General features: G+C 76.0%; 15 protein-coding genes. 7 read left to right on the top strand and 8 right to left on the bottom strand.

What is annotated here, in order from left to right:
- The first annotated feature begins 141 nt into the window (after nucleotides 1-141).
- On the top strand, nucleotides 142-1,137 hold the full coding sequence (locus tag ACFXAM_RS05840) for a hypothetical protein (RefSeq protein WP_380287763.1): 996 nt from the start codon (nucleotides 142-144) through the stop codon (nucleotides 1,135-1,137).
- 99 nt (nucleotides 1,138-1,236) lie between these two features.
- On the opposite strand, the gene ACFXAM_RS05835 is transcribed toward ACFXAM_RS05840, so the two are convergent.
- Complete coding sequence (locus ACFXAM_RS05835) at nucleotides 1,237-1,671, bottom strand: MarR family winged helix-turn-helix transcriptional regulator (RefSeq protein ID WP_380287819.1); 435 nt, start codon at nucleotides 1,669-1,671, stop codon at nucleotides 1,237-1,239.
- A gap of 116 nt (nucleotides 1,672-1,787) precedes the next feature.
- Here ACFXAM_RS05835 and ACFXAM_RS05830 point away from each other — a divergent pair, with 116 nt between their 5' ends.
- Nucleotides 1,788-2,699 carry an alpha/beta fold hydrolase gene (locus ACFXAM_RS05830; protein WP_380287761.1) on the top strand — a complete coding sequence of 304 codons (912 nt, stop codon included), beginning with the start codon at nucleotides 1,788-1,790 and terminating at the stop codon, nucleotides 2,697-2,699.
- 563 nt (nucleotides 2,700-3,262) lie between these two features.
- Here ACFXAM_RS05830 and ACFXAM_RS05825 read toward each other — a convergent pair.
- Nucleotides 3,263-4,087, bottom strand: coding sequence for a TetR/AcrR family transcriptional regulator (locus tag ACFXAM_RS05825; protein WP_380287759.1), 825 nt, complete (start codon nucleotides 4,085-4,087; stop codon nucleotides 3,263-3,265).
- Nucleotides 4,088-4,194: 107 nt separating this feature from the next.
- Between ACFXAM_RS05825 and ACFXAM_RS05820 the strand changes: the two genes are divergently transcribed.
- Nucleotides 4,195-5,676 (top strand): MFS transporter, encoded by a 1,482-nt coding sequence (locus ACFXAM_RS05820; protein WP_380287757.1) that lies wholly within the window; start codon nucleotides 4,195-4,197, stop codon nucleotides 5,674-5,676.
- Here ACFXAM_RS05820 and ACFXAM_RS05815 read toward each other — a convergent pair.
- Complete coding sequence (locus ACFXAM_RS05815; protein ID WP_376090492.1) at nucleotides 5,670-5,933, bottom strand: dsRBD fold-containing protein; 264 nt, start codon at nucleotides 5,931-5,933, stop codon at nucleotides 5,670-5,672. The two genes, ACFXAM_RS05820 and ACFXAM_RS05815, sit on opposite strands and share 7 nt — an antisense overlap.
- A 375-nt stretch (nucleotides 5,934-6,308) precedes the next feature.
- Between ACFXAM_RS05815 and ACFXAM_RS05810 the strand changes: the two genes are divergently transcribed.
- Nucleotides 6,309-7,298 (top strand): DMT family transporter, encoded by a 990-nt coding sequence (locus ACFXAM_RS05810; RefSeq protein ID WP_380287755.1) that lies wholly within the window; start codon nucleotides 6,309-6,311, stop codon nucleotides 7,296-7,298.
- 18 nt (nucleotides 7,299-7,316) lie between these two features.
- Complete coding sequence (locus tag ACFXAM_RS05805) at nucleotides 7,317-8,144, top strand: DUF6629 family protein (protein ID WP_380287754.1); 828 nt, start codon at nucleotides 7,317-7,319, stop codon at nucleotides 8,142-8,144.
- Between the two features lie 344 nt (nucleotides 8,145-8,488).
- Here ACFXAM_RS05805 and ACFXAM_RS05800 read toward each other — a convergent pair whose 3' ends face one another.
- Together ACFXAM_RS05800 and ACFXAM_RS05795 are read right to left on the bottom strand one after the other, a co-directional pair.
- On the bottom strand, nucleotides 8,489-9,892 hold the full coding sequence (locus ACFXAM_RS05800; protein WP_380287753.1) for an MFS transporter: 1,404 nt from the start codon (nucleotides 9,890-9,892) through the stop codon (nucleotides 8,489-8,491).
- Entirely contained in the window at nucleotides 9,889-10,521 is a 633-nt protein-coding gene (locus tag ACFXAM_RS05795; protein WP_380287752.1) for an ArsR/SmtB family transcription factor, read from the bottom strand. The genes ACFXAM_RS05800 and ACFXAM_RS05795 overlap by 4 nt, the downstream gene beginning before the upstream one ends.
- 377 nt (nucleotides 10,522-10,898) lie before the next feature.
- Between ACFXAM_RS05795 and ACFXAM_RS05790 the strand changes: the two genes are divergently transcribed.
- Both ACFXAM_RS05790 and polX read left to right on the top strand, forming a co-directional pair.
- Nucleotides 10,899-11,660: an ATP-binding protein gene (locus ACFXAM_RS05790; protein WP_380287751.1), complete on the top strand. Its 762-nt coding sequence runs from the start codon at nucleotides 10,899-10,901 to the stop codon at nucleotides 11,658-11,660.
- 133 nt (nucleotides 11,661-11,793) lie between these two features.
- Nucleotides 11,794-13,524, top strand: a complete 1,731-nt coding sequence (gene polX, locus ACFXAM_RS05785; RefSeq protein WP_380287750.1) for a DNA polymerase/3'-5' exonuclease PolX — start codon at nucleotides 11,794-11,796, stop codon at nucleotides 13,522-13,524.
- A 297-nt stretch (nucleotides 13,525-13,821) separates the two neighbouring features.
- Here polX and ACFXAM_RS05780 read toward each other — a convergent pair whose 3' ends face one another.
- From ACFXAM_RS05780 to ACFXAM_RS05770, 3 genes are all read right to left on the bottom strand, one after another.
- Nucleotides 13,822-14,505: a response regulator gene (locus ACFXAM_RS05780; protein WP_380287749.1), complete on the bottom strand. Its 684-nt coding sequence runs from the start codon at nucleotides 14,503-14,505 to the stop codon at nucleotides 13,822-13,824.
- 74 nt (nucleotides 14,506-14,579) lie between these two features.
- Complete coding sequence (locus ACFXAM_RS05775; RefSeq protein WP_380287748.1) at nucleotides 14,580-15,092, bottom strand: hypothetical protein; 513 nt, start codon at nucleotides 15,090-15,092, stop codon at nucleotides 14,580-14,582.
- A 125-nt stretch (nucleotides 15,093-15,217) separates the two neighbouring features.
- The gene (locus ACFXAM_RS05770; protein WP_380287747.1) at nucleotides 15,218-16,561 is read right to left on the bottom strand and encodes a histidine kinase; all 1,344 of its coding nucleotides are present in this window, start codon (nucleotides 16,559-16,561) and stop codon (nucleotides 15,218-15,220) included.
- Nucleotides 16,562-16,583: the final 22 nt, after the last annotated feature.

Below are 16,583 nucleotides of genomic sequence, written 5' to 3'. Positions count from 1 at the left end.
CGCTCGCTTCCCGATCGCCCCTTCCTGACTCATCAGCAACACCGGCCGCCACTTCCTCTTGATCTGATAGAAAGTGACGGAGAATCCGCAGGAGAATCCGCAGGTCCCTACCCGCCTACCCGTGAGGACGACCCGCCGCCGATGACCGCCACCGCTCTCCCCGCCGCACCCGACCTCTCCGGCTCCGCCCTGGTCCGCGCCCCCGAACGCCCCGAGCCCGGCTACTGGGCGGGCTGCCCGAGCGTCCGCTACGAACCCGACCACGACCGCTTCCTGCTCACCTACCGCGAACGCCGCCCGCGCGCCGCCGACCCCTCGGCCGACGGCCGGGACCGGGGCTGGCGCTGCGCGGTGGCCGAGAGCCGCGACGGCGTGGAGTTCCGCGACCTCTGGTCGGTGGAACGCGCCGACCTCGGCTCGCCGTCCATGGAGCGCTTCGCCCTGCTCCGACGCGACGGCGGCTATCTGCTCCACCTCAGCTACGTCGACCCGGTCGACCGGCGCTGGCGGATCGACGCTCTGCGCGCCGAAACGCCCGAGGCCTTCGACCTCGCCGCCCGCACCCCGGTCCTCACCGCCGCCGGCACCGGCACCGAGGGCGTCAAGGACCCCTACCTGCTCGAACACGACGGCGGCGTACGGCTGTTCGCCACCGTCTCGCGCGCCCGCGCCTTCACCCCCGAGGAGCAGGCCCGGGCCCACGCCGCCGCCGACATCCACACCACCGGACTGACCGTCCAGCCCACCGCGCTCGCCGGCTCCACCGACGGCCTGCGGTTCACCGCACCGCCCGGCCGCGCCGCCGAGGTCCTCGACGTCGGCCCGGCCGGCGCCTGGGACGCCTACGAGTCACGGATCACCGCCGTCCTGCCCGACGGCTCCGGCGGCTGGCTCGCCCTCTACGACGGCTCGGCCGACGCGTCCGGCAACTACGAGGAGCGCTGCGGGCTCGCCGCCTCCGCCGATCTGCGCGCGTGGCACCGACTGACGCCCGACGGCCCGTGGCTGGACGTGCGCTACGCCGACGTGGTCGCCGCCCGGGGCCGGTGGTACCTGTACTACGAGCAGACCCGCCCCGACGGCGCGCACGAACTGCGGGTCGCCGTCCTCGACGAGTTCGCCGGCCTGCGCCCGTAGGGGCCGCCCGCCGTCCGGGGCCGGAGCCCGGCGCCACTGCTCGCCGGGCTTCGCGCCGGTCCTCGTGTCGTGCACCGGCGCCTCGCCCCTGTGTCGCCCTCATTCCGCCCGGGCTGCGGACACCACCTCGGTCATCGTCGCCAGGAACCGCTGCGCCACCGCGAGTTCGTCCTCCCCGAACGCCTCCATCGCGGCCACCAGATCGGCGATCAGACCACCGAAGAAGCCCTGACCCAGGGCGATCGCACGGTCCTCCACCACCAGCCGCACCTTGCGGCGGTCCCCCGGATCGCGCTCGCGCCGGACCAGCCCGAGCCGCTCCAGCCGGTCGACCAGCCCGGTCGTCCCGGCCGAGTTCAGCCCCAGCGCCTCGCCGAGCCGCCCCGGCGTGACCACCACTCCCGCCCGCGCGGCGTCCAGCAGGTGGATCAGCGCCCGCAGATCGGTCGGGTGCAGGCCGTTGCGTGCCGCGAACTCGGCGCCGAACAGGTCGAGTTCGACCGTCAGCCCGCGCAGCAGGTGGACCAGCCGCATCGGCGTCCGCTCCGACTCCACCTCATGTCCTTCCCTCGGAAGACCTCTGGACGTATTCTCTCGCTCAGCGAGATACATGCTCACCGAGCAAGCCCGCCAAACCCTGGGGGAAGACTATGTCCGCACGCCCTGCCGCCGGCCCCACCCCCTCCCCCGGTCCCGCTCCCGATCCGTCCCTCGACGCCTTCCTCGCCGCCTACGACGAGGCCCTCACCCGCTGGCCGCTCCCGGTCGAGGCGCTCACCGTCCCCACCCCGTACGGCACGGCCCGGGTCAACGCCTGCGGTCCGCGCGACGGCCGGCCGCTCGTGCTGCTGCCCGGCGGCGGCGCCACCGCCACCTGCTGGACCGCCAACGCCGCCGCCCTCGCCACGGCCGGCCACCGGGTGCTCGCCGTCGACCTCCCCGGCGACCCCGGCCGCAGCACCCTCGACCGCCCCCGCCTCGACGGCCTCCCGGCCCTGCTCGGCTGGCTCGACGCCGTCCTCGACGCGCTCGACCTGCCCGCCACCGACCTCGCCGGCCACTCCTACGGCGGCTGGATCGCGCTGCGCTACGCCCTGCACGCGCCCGCCCGGGTGCACCGGCTCGCCCTGCTCGACCCCACCCAGTGCTTCGCCGGATACCGGCCCCGCTACCTGCTGCGCGTGCTGCCGCTCCTGCTGCCGCCCCGCACCGCTGCCAAGGCCCTCGCCTACCTCGACCGGGAGAGCGGCGGCAGCGGCCTCGACCCGGCCTGGCGCGAGCTCTACGCGCTCGGCTTCGCGGGCTTCCCCGCCGCCCGGCCGGTCACCGGCCGCCGCCCGAGCGCGGCGGAACTGCGCACCCTCGCCGCCCCCACCCTCGTCCTGCTCGCCGACCGCAGCCGCGCCCACGACTCCCGCGCCGTCGCCGCCCGCGCCCGCCGCGCCCTGCCCGGTGCCACGGTCGGGATCCTGCCCGACACCTCCCACCACACCCTGTTGAGCGCCCACCCCGAGGCGCTGAACCGCCGCCTCACCGAGTTCCTGGCCCCCGGCCGCCCCTGACGGGCCGTCGGCCGACGGCCGGCCCGGACCAGGGCCGGCTCCCGTCCGAGCACCGCGCCCACTCCAGCGCCCTCGTCGGGGACTGCCACGGCCACGCTCGACGTGTTCCGGCCGGCGGGCAGCGTCCTGGAACCGGCCCGCGGTCCCGCCACGTGAACCCTGGTTGCTCCACCACGCCGACGAGGTCACCGGCCGTCGACGCCTCCCCGGAGATGCTCGCGGCCGCCGCGCGTCGCGTGCCACGCGGCGCCCCGGTGCGAGGTCGTCGAGGCCGTCCTGCTCGCCCGGGAACCCGACCGCCGTCACGACGTCGTCGCCCTCATGAGGTGCCGGCTCTCGCACGTGCCGGCCGATCGGTGTGGCCGCCGCCCTCGCACCGGGCGGCCGGGTGTGCGTCGTCGACGACCGCCACCGGAATCCCGCGGAACCCGTCGACGGCCCGAGCTCCTCCACCATCCAGCGGCGCACCCCCGACGGGGCGGCCTACCGGATCGTGACGATCTCCTACGAGCCGGCGGAGCCGGAGCGGCGCCTTCGCGAGCTCGGCCGGGACGCCACGGCGCTCAGGGCCGCTCTCGGCTCCCGGCCTCCTGGCGGTCCACCAGTCCGCCGATCAGCGCCCCCAGCGACACCTCCAGGTCACCGCAGCGCTCGCCCACCCCCACGAAGCCCACCTCGTCCAGCACCCGGCCCAGCGCGCGGTGCCGCTCGCGGTCCGCGGACTCGATGACCGCCCGCCGCTGGCTCGGCTCGCGCGGCGGGCTGACGGGGTGTTCGGAGAGCAACTCGCCGAGGACCAGGTGCCAGCAGGCACGGAACGCCGTCAGCGCGGGCTCGGGCCGCAGGCCGGCGGCCATCAGATCGGCGAGACAGGCGTCGTTGAACGCCAGCGCGTTCCGGGCGATCAGTTCGCCCCGAATCAGGATGTGCAGCACCCAGGTGTGGCCGGCCATGTAGTCGTGGGCGCCGAGCAGCCGGCGCAGCAGCCGCTCCTGCGGCGTCGCGCCCGGCACGCCGACCGGCATGCCCTCGGCGATCTGCTCCAGGACGGCGATCAGCAGCGCCTCGCGGTCGGTCACGTGCCGGTACAGCGACGCGGGCGCGGTGCCGAGTTCGGTGGCGACGGCCCGCATGGTGAGGGCGTCGATGCCGTCCCGCTCGATCACCCGGCGCCCGGCGGCGACCACCCCCGCCGTGGTCAGTCCGGGGCGCGGCCGCTTGCGCCCGTACCGACCGTGCCCGGCCGCGACTCCCTCGGCGCCGGCCCCCTCGGCCGCCGTCGAGCCGCCCGGCGCGGCCGTGCCGCCCCGCGCGCCCGTCGCGTCCGGCCCGTCCGGCCCGTCCGCCTGGTGTTCGCCGACGCCCGGTCGGCTGCTCCGCTCTGACACCCCGCCATCCTGCCATGCCTGCGCCAAGCCCCTTCCGGCCTGGGCGTTTGCACCACCCTTCAAGTAAGGCTTACCTTACGCGAACAACGTTCGCATCGGAGGTCGCCATGCCCGGACCCGCTCCGTCCCGCACCACCACCCCACCCGCGTCCAGGACGTCCCGCCCCGTCACCGCCCGCCCCGGCCTCGTCCTGGCCACCGTCTCCGTCTGCCAGCTGATGGTCACCCTCGACGCCAGCATCGTGAACATCGCGCTCCCCGCGATGGGCCACTCCCTCGGCTTCGCCGACAGCGCCCTGCCGTGGGTGGTCAACGCCTACGCACTCGCCTTCGGCGGACTACTGCTGCTCGGCGGCCGGATCGCCGACCTCACCGGGCACCGCCGCGCGGTGCTCTGGGGCCTGGTGCTGTTCGGCCTCGCGTCGGTGCTCGGCGGGTTCGCCCGGACCCCCGCACAGCTGATCGCGGCCCGGGCGGGCCAGGGCGTCTCGGCCGCCGTCCTGGCACCGATCGGGCTCACCCTGATCATGGTGACCTTCACCGACGGGGCCGCCCGGGCCCGGGCCCTCGGCATCTGGTCGATGGTGACGGCGGGCGGCAGCGCGCTGGGCGTCCTGCTCGGCGGCGTGCTGACCGACCTGCTCGACTGGCGCTGGGTGTTCTTCGTCAACGCGCCGATCGTGCTGGTCGGCCTCGCCCTGGCGGTCCGTTCGGTGCCCGCTGTCCGCCCGCCGCTCACCGGCCGCCCCGACGTGCTCGGCGCCGCGCTCGGCACCGGCGCGATGACCGTCCTGGTCTACGGCCTCATGGCGACCGACCGCCACCCGTGGGGCTCGGTCCGGACGCTCGCCACACTCGGCGCCGCCGTGCTGCTCGGACTGCTCTTCCTGCTCTGGGAGGCACGCTTCGCGCGGACGCCGATCGTCCGGCTGGGCGTGCTGCGGGCCCGGACGGCGTGGATGTCGAGCCTGCTGGTGACGCTGCTCGGCGCGGGCATGCTGGTCGGCTTCTACTTCTGCTCGCTGTTCCTGCAGAACGTCCTGGACTACGGCCCGCTGGCGGCCGGCGCCGCGTTCCTGCCGTTCTGCGCCGGGACGGCGGCGGGCAGCATGGTCGCGGGCCGCCTCACCGCCCGCTTCGGCGGCCGGGCCACGCTCACCGGCGCGCTGCTGCTCGCCGCGCTGGGGATGCTCTGGTTCGGCGGGCTCGGCCCGGACTCCGGCTATCCGACCGGCTTCGCCGGACCGTCGATCGTGACCAGCGTGGGCGTCGGCGTCTGCATGGTCGCCAACACCGCGATGGGCACCTCGGGCGTCGACCCGCGCGAGGCCGGGCTGGTCAGCGGACTGCTCAACGCCGGGCGCCAGTGCGGCGGCAGCATCGGGCTCGCCGTGCTGTCGACCGTCGCGGTGGCCGCCACCCGCCGGGCCGCCGCCGACGGGGGCGCCGGCGGGGGCGCCGACGCCGCGCGGGCCGCCCTCGCGGCCGGCTACGACCGGGCGTTCGTGGTCACGGCCGCCGTGCTCGGTGTGGCCGCCCTGCTCGCGCTGCTCCTCGTCCCGGGCCGCCGTGCCGCCGGGCCTCAGTAGATCAGGTACCCGGGCCGGTGGCCCTCGTCCTCGATCTCCCCGTCGGCCTGGGCCTTCAGCTTGCGGGACAGCGCATCCAGCGCGCGTGAGGCCGCGACCTCCTCGCCGATCCTGGCGAGCGGGCGGTCGTCCACGCTCCTGGTCGACTCCCCGTGCGCGGTGAGGCCCGGGGCCCGGGCGCCGGTCAGCCTCGCCTGGCATCCGGTGTGGACGCCGTCCTCCTCGAAGCTCAGCTCCACATCCCACTGGTTGTGCATGCCACACCTCCTGGCGCCGACCCCCGTCGCGCCTGATCGGGCCGGTACGGGCGGTGCTCCCGCGGCGGCCGCTCCCCCCAGCGTGCGCCCCCCGGTGCGGCGGCGGCAACCGGGCGCCGGGCCGGGGGCCGCCCCGCCCGGGGGTCCGCGCGGTGGGGCGGGTCGGTGGGGCGGCGCGACGGGATGGCGCGACCCGCCGGGCGGCGCGGTTCCACGGGTCGACGCCCCACCCCGGCGGTAGGCTGGCCCCAACGCGCCGATGCCGCGGGACACCCCGCTCCGGATCGCCGGGCCACGCGGGCGGACCCGCCCGAGGAGCCGCCCCGGAGCCGGGCGGCGGTGCGGTGCGGTCAACAACCCTCGGGTGGTCCCTCCGTGGCGGTTTTCGTCCTGGCCCTGAGCGCCGCCTGCTTCCTGGGCCTCGGATTCGTCCTCCAGCAGCACGCGGCGCAGCGGGCCCCGCGCGCCGATCTGCTGCACTGGCGGCTGCTGCTGGACCTCCTGCGGATGCCCGAGTGGCTGCTCGGCACCGGCTTCATGGTCACCGGACTGATCCTCTCCGCACTCGCCCTCAACCAGGGCGAGGTCTCGCTCGTCGAACCCCTGCTCGCCACCAACCTCATCTTCGCGATGGCGCTCGCCCGGGTGCTGACCCGCCAGACGCTCGGGCGCTCCGGCTGGGCCGGGGTGCTGCTGCTCGCGCTCGGGGTGACGGCGTTCATCGTGGCGGGCCGGCCCACCGGCGGCGGCGCGCCGGCGAGCGAGCTGCGGCACTGGCTGGTGGTCGGCACGGTGGTCGGGCTCACCCTGCTGCTGATCTCCACGGCCCGCCGGCTGCCGCTGTTCGAGGAGGCGACGGTGCTCGCCCTGGCCGCCGGCCTGCTCTACGGGCTCCAGGACGCGCTGACCCGCACCACCACCCAGCGGCTCGACCACCAGGGGCTGGAGGCGGTGCTGCGGAGCTGGCAGCCGTACGCGGTGGTGGCGGCCGGGGTGGTCGGGCTGCTGCTGGTGCAGAGCGCCTTCGAGGCCGCACCGCTGCGGATGTCCCTGCCCGCCCTGACGGCCGCGCAGCCGATCACCGGGATCGCCTGCGCGGTGGGGTTCCTCGGCGACCGGCTGCGGGTCACCCCCGGCGCCCTGGCCTGGCAGGCGGCCGGCCTGGTGGCCATCGTCATCGGGGTGGTGGTGATCGGCCGCCACCCGGCCCTGCCCGGTACCACCGGCGACGTCCTGGAGTCCATCGGCGAAGTGCCGGGCGACTCGGCGGACGACTCGGACGAGCCGAACGGGTCGGACGAGGGCCCCGAGGACGACCCGCCCACCGGCCCGCCACCCACCGACCCGTCCCCCGGCCCCCGCTGAGCGGGCTCGGGAGCCCCCATGTGCTGGAGTGCCCGGGCGGACCTCGTCGTCGGCGGCGCGGTGACGGCCGTCGGTGTGCTCTGCCTGGTCCGCACCCACCGGGCCGGCCGGTCCGAACGCCTCCCGCTCGCCGCGCTGCCCCTCGTCCTCGGGGTACACCAGCTGATCGAGGCGGTGGTCTGGCTCGGCACCGGCGGCGATCCGCCGGCCGCCCCGGCCGCCTGGGCCCGCACGGCCTGGGCGGTGATCGCCCTGCCCCTGCTCCCCCTGCTGGTCCCGATCGGCGTGCGCCGCGCGGCCGTCGACGCCGGCCGGTCCCGACGGCGGCTGCTCACCGCGCTGGTCCTGCTCGGTCTCCTGGTGGCCGTGCCGACGGCGCACGCCGTGGCCACCCATCCGATCGGCGTCACCGCCCACGCCCACACCCTCGACTACCGCATCGGCGTCCCGCACCCCGCACTCCTCCTGACGGGCTACCTCCTCGCCACCGTCGGCGCCCTGCTGGCCAGCGGTGACCGGCTGCTGCGCCGGCTCGGCCTGATCACCGGCATCGGCGCCCTGGTCTGCGCGCTCCTGTGGCGGCTGGCCTTCGTCTCCACCTGGTGCGCCCTCGCCGCCGTCGCCTCCGTTCTCCTCCTCCACTGGACGTCCGCCCCCGCACCTCCCACCCGCAGCGCCCGCAGCACCCGCACGGCGGCCCGCCCACGCCCTGACCCGCCCCGCCGACCGCCCCCGTGCCGCCGGCCCCGCGGGGATCACCGGCGGCCGAACAGCCGGTCGGGGTGGCCGTCGACGGCGGTGAGCACCTCCTCCGGGGTGACAGCCCCCGGTTCGAGCAGGTGGTGAATCCGGTGAGGGCGAGCAGCAGACCGGTCTCGACGGCCTGCCGGAGCAGTTGCTCCACGAGGGCGCGCCCGTCCTCGTCGTGCAGGGCCTCCAGGACGTGGGCGGCGCTCATCCGGCCGGTCGCGCGGGCGTCCGGGTGCAGCGGGAGGGTCTCCCGGAGCATCATGCGGAGCACCTCGCGCGGGTGCGGGTGCTCGCCGAGCGCCCGCAGGCTCCGGCCGCCGCCCGGACGCCCCGCGGTGACCGTCCCCTCTCCCGAGCAGGCCTCCGCCCGGATCTGGGCGGACCGTGCCCCGGCCCCCTTCGACCTCGGCTGACCGTCACGTCCGCCCTGCCCGCCTCCGTCACTCGGTCGGGGCCACGGCCGCCGCACGGGCCGAGGCGGCCGAGGTGGGCAGGACGGGCGGAGCGGGCACCTTCTCCTCCGGTTCGCCGCTCGCGGCGGCGGCCGCCTCCGGGGCGCGGCCGCGCTTGCGGTCCATCTCCCGCCACTCCGGCCGCAGGCCCGGCAGGGTGGTGGCGAGGAAGTACAGACCGCCGCACACGAGCAGCACCGGTATCAGCCCCGACACCGCCACCGTCGCACCGGCCAGCAGGCCGCCCAGCGGGATCCCGGCCCAGGCGAGCGAGTCGCCCAGCGCGTTGACCCGCCCCAGCAGCTGACGCGGCACCCGCTCGAACAGGACGGCGCCGAGGATCGGGTTGATGAACCCGCACCCGAAGCCACCCACCACGAACACGGCGAGCACCACGCCCATCGGCACGTCCAGCGCCAGCACGACGAACCTCGGGGCGCCCGCCAGCAGGAAGCCGATGAAGAACACCGTGCGCCGGGGAAGCCGGTGGGCGACGGCCGCCGCGATCAGGCTGCCGGCCACCGCCGCGACCCCCCAGACCGTTCCGGTCAGACCGATCGCGGCCGGTCCGCCACCCGATTCCCGGGCCCAGACCGGGACCAGCACGGTCAGGAACGCGGCGTCCAGGAGATTGGTCACCGCGATCATCACGATGATCGTCAGCAGCAGCGGTTCGCGCCGCAGGAAGGCGAAGCCCTCCCGGAACAGCTGCCAGTAGCCGCCGGGCGGCTCCTCCTCGGCGTCGGGCACGGCCGGGGCGGCGGCGTGACCCGTCCCGCGCGGCAGCGCGACGGCGATGACCAGCGAGCCGAGCGCGAAGGCGACCGCATTGACGGTCAGACCGGCCATCGGGCCGAGCAGGGCGACCAGCCCGCCGCCCACCGCCGGGCCGATCGTGCTGGCCAGCCGCTCGGTCACACCGGCCAGTCCGGTGGCCCGCTCCAGCGGGAACCGGGCCCGCTCGGCCGCCTCGGGGACCATGACCTCCTTGGCGAGGTCCCCCGGGCCGCGGGCGCCGCCGATCACCGCGACCATGACCAGCAGCAGCCAGAACGGCAGCAGCCCCAGCCCGTGCAGCAGCGGCACGAGGCCGGCCGCGACGGCGCTCACCGCGTCCGTGGTCCAGGAGACCACCCGCGGCCCGAGCCGGTCGATCACCGGGCCCACCAACGCCTTGACCAGCACATAGGGCGCGAGCTCGACGAACGCGACCACGCCGGTCATGGTCGCGCTGCCGGTGGTGGCGAGCACGAACCACGGCAGGGCGATGGCCGACACCCTGGTGCCGGTCAGCGAGATCGCCATCGCCGCCAGCACACCCGCCATCGGCTTCAGGCTGCGCGGCGCGGCCTCGCCCCGGGCCGGAGCGGAGGCCGTGGTCCGTGCGGTCATGACCGCCCCTCCGGCTCGTCACCGGCCGGGCCGCCCTGCGGCTCGGGCAGCACCTGGACGACCACGGCCACCCGGTCCGTGCCCTCCGGCACGGGCGCCCCCGGTTCGATCCGGCGGTAGCGCGCGACCACGTCGGCCAGCTCCCCGGCGAGTGTCCGGGCCTCCTCCGGGGTGAGCTGGAGCACCATGTCGCTGAGGTCCAGCGCGTGCCGCCACTCGACCGGCATCGTCTCCAGGGCGTTGAGCGCCGTCTGCGCGGTCAGGGTGTGCGCCGCCACGATCGAGCGCAGGTAGCCGAGCGCGGCCTCCGGCTCCTGCTCCGCGAGGTCGGGATCGGTCCACCACGTCACCTGGTGGACCGACTTCCACCAGCGGTCGCGGGCGTTGCCCCGCTCGGTGTCCTCGGCGACGAAGCCCGCGGCCGCCAGCTGGCGGAGGTGGTAGCTGGTCGCGCCGGAGTTCAGCCCCAGTTGCTCGGCCAGCCTGGTGGCGGTGGACGGGCCGTTCTTGCGGAGCAACCCGATCAGTTGCACCCGCACCGGGTGGGCCAGGGCCCGCAGGCCCCTGGCATCGATCACGACATCGGTCTGCGGGTCCGGACTGTGCGGCCACCTGCGGTCATCGGTCATGGCAGCACCATAGGACCGCAAAGACCTCTTCGCAAAGGTTTTTTGCGAAGAAGTCTTTGCGGATTCGAACAGGGCGAGCGGCCGCGGGAGCGTCGGGCCGCCCGGCCGTCGGCACCGGTGAGGGCCCGGCGCCGCCGCGGCCCGGGACGGGAGGGGTGGGGGCGCACGGTGGCGGGTGCGCGCCGGTGTGGTGCTCCCGTCGGTCGGCGGGTGGTGGCCCCGCTGGTCGGAGGGGTGGCAGTGCCTTCTGGGGCCCCGGGGCCGGATTGTCACCCGGACGGCGGGGGCGCAGGCTTGGCGCAGGGCCGGGGAATCGGTCCGCACCGGCCCGTCGTGGAGGCGGCGGGTCCGGTCCGCGCGGGACGAGGGGCAGGACGATGACAGGCGGGAAGCTCTGGGGCTACGTCGCGTCGGGCGCCCGGGCGCTGGGCGGGCTCGGTCCGCTCGGGCGGTCCGGGGCGCTGGTGGGCGTGCGGCTGCTCAAGGGCGTCGGCGGGGGCGGGCGCCCGGAACCGGACGGGCGTGCGGTGGTGTTCGGCGGCGCGGCCGGAACGGCGGGCGCCGGTGGGGCGGGCCGTTCCGGGTCCGGCGGCATGGCCGGGCCGCAGCTGCTGTCGCGGCCGGAGCTGGAGCGGTTGCGCTGGACCGACCGCGCCGGCGGCTGCGTGCCGGACGCGCGGCACGTCCAGCCGGCCGAGCTGGTGGGGCGGGTGCTGCGGGGCGGCGGCCGGGCGGCGACGGTGACCGTGCGGGTGCCGGTGGGGCTGCCGGTGGTGGTCGCGGACTCCGTGCGGCTGGAGGCGGCGCTCGCCGGGCTGGTGGACCACGCGATCCGCCGCAATCCGCCGGGCGCCCGGGTGCTGGTCCGGGCCGATCCGTTCTCGGGACCGTGGGCGGCGGAGCCGGCCCGGGTGGAGCTGCGGGTGGTGGACCGGGGCGCGTCGGCGCCGCCGGAGGCGCGGCAGTGGCTGCTCGGCGCGGTCCACGGGCGCGCGCCGGGCGGGGCGGTGGGCGGGCCCGAGCGGGTCGGGCCGTCGATCTCGGGGCTGGTCCAGGCGGCCGGGGGCCGGCTGGCGGTGGAGCAGACACCCGGCGGCGGGCTCACCGTGGTCGTGGTGCTGGCCGTCGCGCGGGAGTGAGGAACGGCCGACCCAGGCGGCGGGACCCACCCCACCACCCGGGGCGGCGGGTGACGACCGGGAAGCGGGCATCCACGCCCGGCCGGCGCGCGTGCGCAGCGCCGGGCGGACCCGCGAAACCTAGACTGTCCCCATGGCCCGGCTCAACGACAAGGTCAGGGAGCTGCTCCAGGAGTACGCCGACCTGATCTCGATCACCGGTGGCGACGCCTTCCGCGCCCGCGCCTACGAGAAGGCCGCCCGGGCGGTCGGCGGCCATCCCGACGACATCGGCGGCCTGGACGTCAAGGGCCTCCAGCAGATCCCGGGCGTCGGGAAGTCCACCGCCGAGAAGATCGCCGAGTACCTCGCCGACGGGCGGATCGAGGCACTGGAGTCGCTCCGGGCCGAGATCCCCGCCGGGGTCCGCGCGATGATGTCGGTGCCCGGCGTCGGGCCGAAACGCGCCCTCGCCCTCTACCGCGACCTCGGCATCGCCTCCGTCGACGAGCTCGCCGAGGCGATCCGCGCCGACCGGCTGAGCGAGGTCCCCGGACTCGGCGAGCGCAGCGGCGAGAAGATCCTGCACGGCATCGAGCTGATGCGGCAGTCCGGCGGCCGGACCCTGCTGGACGTCGCCACCGCGCTGGCCGACCAGCTGGTCGCGGCGCTGAGCGCGGTCCCGGGGTGCACCCGCTGCGCGTACGCGGGGTCGCTGCGCCGGATGCGCGAGACGGTCGGCGACATCGACGTGCTGGCCACCGCCGAGGACTCGGCGCCGCTGATGGCCGCGCTCACCGCACTGCCCTCCGTGGCCGAGGTGATCGGCACCGGGCCGACCAAGACCTCGGTGCGCACCACGGACGGGATCCAGGTGGACCTGCGGGTGGTCCCCGAGGAGGACTGGGGCGCGGCGCTCGTGTACTTCACCGGCTCGAAGGCGCACAACATCAAGCTGCGGACGATGGCGGTCCGGGCCGGGCTGAAGCTCTCCGAGTACGGGCTGTTCGAGGCCGAGGGCGGCGAGAAGATCGTCTCGGCGAGCGAGGACGAGGTGTACGCGGCGCTCGGCCTGCCGTGGATCGCGCCGACGTTGCGCGAGGACCGGGGCGAGATCGAGGCGGCCCTGCGCGGCGAGCTGCCGGAGCTGGTGACCGAGGCGGACCTCCGCGGCGACCTGCACACCCACACCGACCTGACCGACGGGCTGGCCACCCTGGAGGAGATGATCGACACCGCGGCCGCCCGCGGCTACGCGTACTTCGCGGTCACCGATCACGCCCCCGACCTGGTGATGCAGCGGATGACCGACGAGAAGATGCTCGCCCAGCGGGAACGGCTGCGCGAACTGGCCGGGCGCCACCGGCGGATGCGGCTGCTGCACGGCACCGAGCTGAACATCGGACCGGACGGCGGCGTGGACTGGCCGGCCGAGTTCCTCGCCGGGTTCGACGTCTGCGTGGCGTCCGTCCATTCGCACTTCGGCGCGGACCGGGACGCGCAGACCCGCCGGCTGATCCGGGCCTGCGAGAACCCGCACGTCCACGTCATCGGCCACCTCACCACCCGGCGGATCGGCCGTCGCGGGCCGATCGACGTCGATCTGGACGCCGTCTTCGCGGCCGCCGCCCGGACCGGCACCGCCATCGAGATCAACAGCTCGCCGCAGCGCCTCGACCTGCGGGACGAGGACGTGCTGCGGGCCAAGCGCCACGGGGTGAAGTTCGCGATCGACAGCGACGCCCACGCCACCCCGCACCTCGCCTATCCCCGCTACGGGATCGGCACCGCGCAGCGCGCCTGGCTGACCACCGAGGACGTGATCAACACCTGGCCGTGGCAGCGCCTGAAGCGCTTCCTGCGCAAGGACGCGCTACAAGGCTGAGCCGCCGGCGTCGTGCCACCCGGGCACCGGCTGCCCGAATTCGGCTGATTTGGTGGATTTCTTCCCGAAACCCCTGGTGCATCCGCCGCCCCGGGCGCATCATGGTGGTGGACCTGCGGGGTCAGAGGAAGTTCGACCGCAGGAGGCAGTGGCGACAGATCGAGACGGATCAGGGTCTGCCGCTGGTACCTCGGTCGACGATCGAACCGTCAGGCCGGAGGACGTGACGTCCGGAGGCCACCTCCACCCCGCAGGTTCCGCATGTCCGCCGCCTCCCGCCGCGCGGTGCGGCCCGCGTCAGCGTGCGGACGGCACCGCGTACCCCATCTCCCAGGCGTGCACGGCGATGCCGACGCGGTTCTGCACCCCGAGCTTGCGCTGGATGCTCGCCACATGGGTCTTCACCGTGCCCGGCGAGATGAACAGCTCGGCGGCGATGTCCGCATTGGTCCGCCCGGCCGCGACCTGTCCGGCGATCTCCACCTCCCGTTCGGTCAGCGCCGACGCCGGGGCCGACCGGCGGTCCACCCGCCGGGGCGCGTTCACGTGCTGCAGCAGCCGCACGGTGACCGACGGGCTGATCAGACTCTCGCCGCCCGCCGCCGCCCGGACCGCCTCGGCCAGCAGCGCCGGGCCGGACCGCTTCAGCAGGAACCCGGAGGCCCCGTGCCGCAGCGCCGGGTAGACGTACTCGTCGAGGTCGAAGGTCGTCAGCACCACCACCCGCACCGGCGTCGCCGCCCCGGGCGCGGCCAGCCGCCTGGTCAGCTCCAGCCCGTCCATCCGGGGCATCCGGATGTCCACCAGCGCGACGTCCGGGCGCAGTTCCGCCGCGAGTTCGAGCGCGGCGACCCCGTCCGCCGCCTCGCCGACCACCGTGATGTCCGGCTGGGCCTCCAGGATCCGCCGCACGCTCCGGCGCACGGCCTCCTGGTCGTCGGCGATCAGGGTGCGGATGGGCTCCGGGTTCGGACTCGTCACGCACGGCAGTCTCGCACGACGCCGAGGGCGGGCCGCACCCGGGCGGGACCGGGCACTCGGCCGCGCCCGGGCGCTCAGGCGGGCCCGGCGCCCTTGAGGTCGGTCGCCCGGCCGTCGCGCAGCACGGTTATGTGCGGCGGCACCTCGACGCGGAACCGCGCGTCACAGTTGGCGAAGCCCGAGCAACTCGCCTCCAGGGTCAGCGTGTCGCCCTCCAGCTCCCACCCGGTCCGCTCCCTGCCGATCCCGTCCGCCTTGAACCAACGCGTCACCTTGACGTCCTGACGGTCCGTCGCGACGAGATCGGTCGGCACGTGGTGCCTGGTCACCACGTTCAACGTGCTGCCGCTGTAGCCGAACACCGTCGACTCGGGCGTGGCGTCGGCGGCCTTGGCGCAGCCGACCACGGTGGCCGGCAGGACGGCCAGGGCCAGGGCCGCGACGGCGGCGGGCATCCGGCCCCGGGGCCGCCGCGGGACTCCGGGCGCGGCGCGTGCGGCGAGGTCAACGGGTGCGGCGAGTTCGGCAGGTGCGGCGAGTTCGGCGGGTACGACGAATACGGCGGATACGGCGGATACGGCGGCCATGGCGGCTCCTCCTTCGACGGGCGCGTCGGTCACGGCTATGAGCATCGCCTCCCGCCGCCCCGGTGCCATCTGCCGATCGGCAGATCTTCGGCGCCGGATTCGGCCCGCCACCCCTGCCGATCGGCCTACCGCACGGGCAGTTCGCAACCGACCCGCCACCCTGCCGGGCGCAGCGGCCCCGCCTCCAGCGCGCCGCCGTGCGCGGCGAGCCGTTCGGCGAGCGCCACCAGCCCGGTGCCGCCGCTGCCCGCACGGCGCCGGAGCAGCCCCCGGACGCCGGATCCGCCCCCGCCGTCGTCGCTCACCGACACGACCACCACGGCCGGCCCCGCCACAACCCGCCCCGCCACGGCCGCCGCCCCTGGCCGCACCTCCACCCGCACCACCACCTCCGCGGCACCCGGAGCGTGCCGCCGCACATTGGTGAGCGCCTCCAGCACGGCCGCGTACGCGGTGGCCCCGGCCTCCCCGCCGAGCAGCCCGACGGCCTCCGGCGCCGCCTCCAGCCGGGCACGGGTCGGCCCGGTCCCGCTGAACCGGCCCACCAGCTCCGGCAGATCCGCCAGCCCGTACACCCGGGTGGCACCGACGGCACCAGTGGCACCAGTGGCACCAACGGCGTTGGCGGCACCGGCGGCACCCCCCGGAGAATCCGCCCCGTCCCCCTCCTCGCGCGGCTCCCGCAGCGCGCCCACCATGGCGTCCATCGAGTCCAGCGCGCGCAGCCCGGCCTCCTCCAGCCGGCGCAGCAGCGCTGCCGTCTCCTCCGGTTCCTGGCCCGGCAGTTGCCCGGCCTGCGCCTCCAGCACGATGCCGGTGATCTCGTGCGCGACGAAGTCGTGCAGCCCGCGCGCCACCTCCAGCCGCTGCTCGCGCCGGGCCCGGGCGACGGCGCGCTCGCGCCGGGCGTCCAGCACCCGCAGATAGAGTCCGGCGCCGACGACCACCGCCAGCGGCACCAGCGAGAGCAGCACGACGATGGCCGAGCCCGTCCAACTCCCCTGCGGTGTCCGGAGGGTGAACCGCAGCGGCACGGCCGGAACCGCCAGGACCGTCAGCACGCCGGCCGGACCCGCCCAGCGACCCCGGGCGCGCCGGGCCGCCCGCCCCGCCAGCACCAGCAACGCCGTCCACTCGAACGGCAGCCAGAACGCGGCCAGCCGGTACGGGCCCGCGTAGCCGAGGTCGAGCAGCAGCGAGAGTGCGGCCACTGCCCCGGCCGCCTGTGCGAGCGTCGCCCGCCGCCAGGGCCACGGCACCACGGCCACCAGGACCGTCAGGGCGGCCTGCGCCGCCAGGAGCAGCGCGGCCAGGTGCTGCCCCGAGTGCGCCAGCACGACGGGCAGGAGGACGACCAGCGCCGCCACCACCCCCACCGGCCGACGGAACCGCGCACGGAGCCGCGCGCCGGTACCGGAGGACGCGCCGGACGGGGAGGGCACCGGACCGGGGCCGGACTCGACAGCCATGCCCCGAGCCTACGGTCCGGCC

It is taken from the genome of Kitasatospora sp. NPDC059462 (genome assembly GCF_042749955.1).
Classification (GTDB): domain Bacteria; phylum Actinomycetota; class Actinomycetes; order Streptomycetales; family Streptomycetaceae; genus Kitasatospora.
The sequence above is the reverse complement of the archived record's forward strand: the minus strand, read 5'-3'. Positions and strand labels throughout refer to the sequence as shown.

Bases quoted from the DNA above. Each gene is read 5' to 3' on its own strand.
- ACFXAM_RS05840 (WP_380287763.1), top strand. From the start codon at position 142: ATGACCGCCACCGCTCTCCCCGCCGCACCCGACCTCTCCGGCTCCGCC.
- ACFXAM_RS05835 (WP_380287819.1), bottom strand. From the start codon at position 1,671: ATGCGGCTGGTCCACCTGCTGCGCGGGCTGACGGTCGAACTCGACCTG.
- ACFXAM_RS05830 (WP_380287761.1), top strand. From the start codon at position 1,788: ATGTCCGCACGCCCTGCCGCCGGCCCCACCCCCTCCCCCGGTCCCGCT.
- ACFXAM_RS05820 (WP_380287757.1), top strand. From the start codon at position 4,195: ATGCCCGGACCCGCTCCGTCCCGCACCACCACCCCACCCGCGTCCAGG.
- ACFXAM_RS05815 (WP_376090492.1), bottom strand. From the start codon at position 5,933: ATGCACAACCAGTGGGATGTGGAGCTGAGCTTCGAGGAGGACGGCGTC.
- ACFXAM_RS05805 (WP_380287754.1), top strand. From the start codon at position 7,317: ATGTGCTGGAGTGCCCGGGCGGACCTCGTCGTCGGCGGCGCGGTGACG.
- ACFXAM_RS05800 (WP_380287753.1), bottom strand. From the start codon at position 9,892: ATGACCGCACGGACCACGGCCTCCGCTCCGGCCCGGGGCGAGGCCGCG.
- ACFXAM_RS05795 (WP_380287752.1), bottom strand. From the start codon at position 10,521: ATGACCGATGACCGCAGGTGGCCGCACAGTCCGGACCCGCAGACCGAT.
- ACFXAM_RS05790 (WP_380287751.1), top strand. From the start codon at position 10,899: ATGACAGGCGGGAAGCTCTGGGGCTACGTCGCGTCGGGCGCCCGGGCG.
- polX (WP_380287750.1), top strand. From the start codon at position 11,794: ATGGCCCGGCTCAACGACAAGGTCAGGGAGCTGCTCCAGGAGTACGCC.
- ACFXAM_RS05775 (WP_380287748.1), bottom strand. From the start codon at position 15,092: ATGGCCGCCGTATCCGCCGTATCCGCCGTATTCGTCGTACCCGCCGAA.
- ACFXAM_RS05770 (WP_380287747.1), bottom strand. From the start codon at position 16,561: ATGGCTGTCGAGTCCGGCCCCGGTCCGGTGCCCTCCCCGTCCGGCGCG.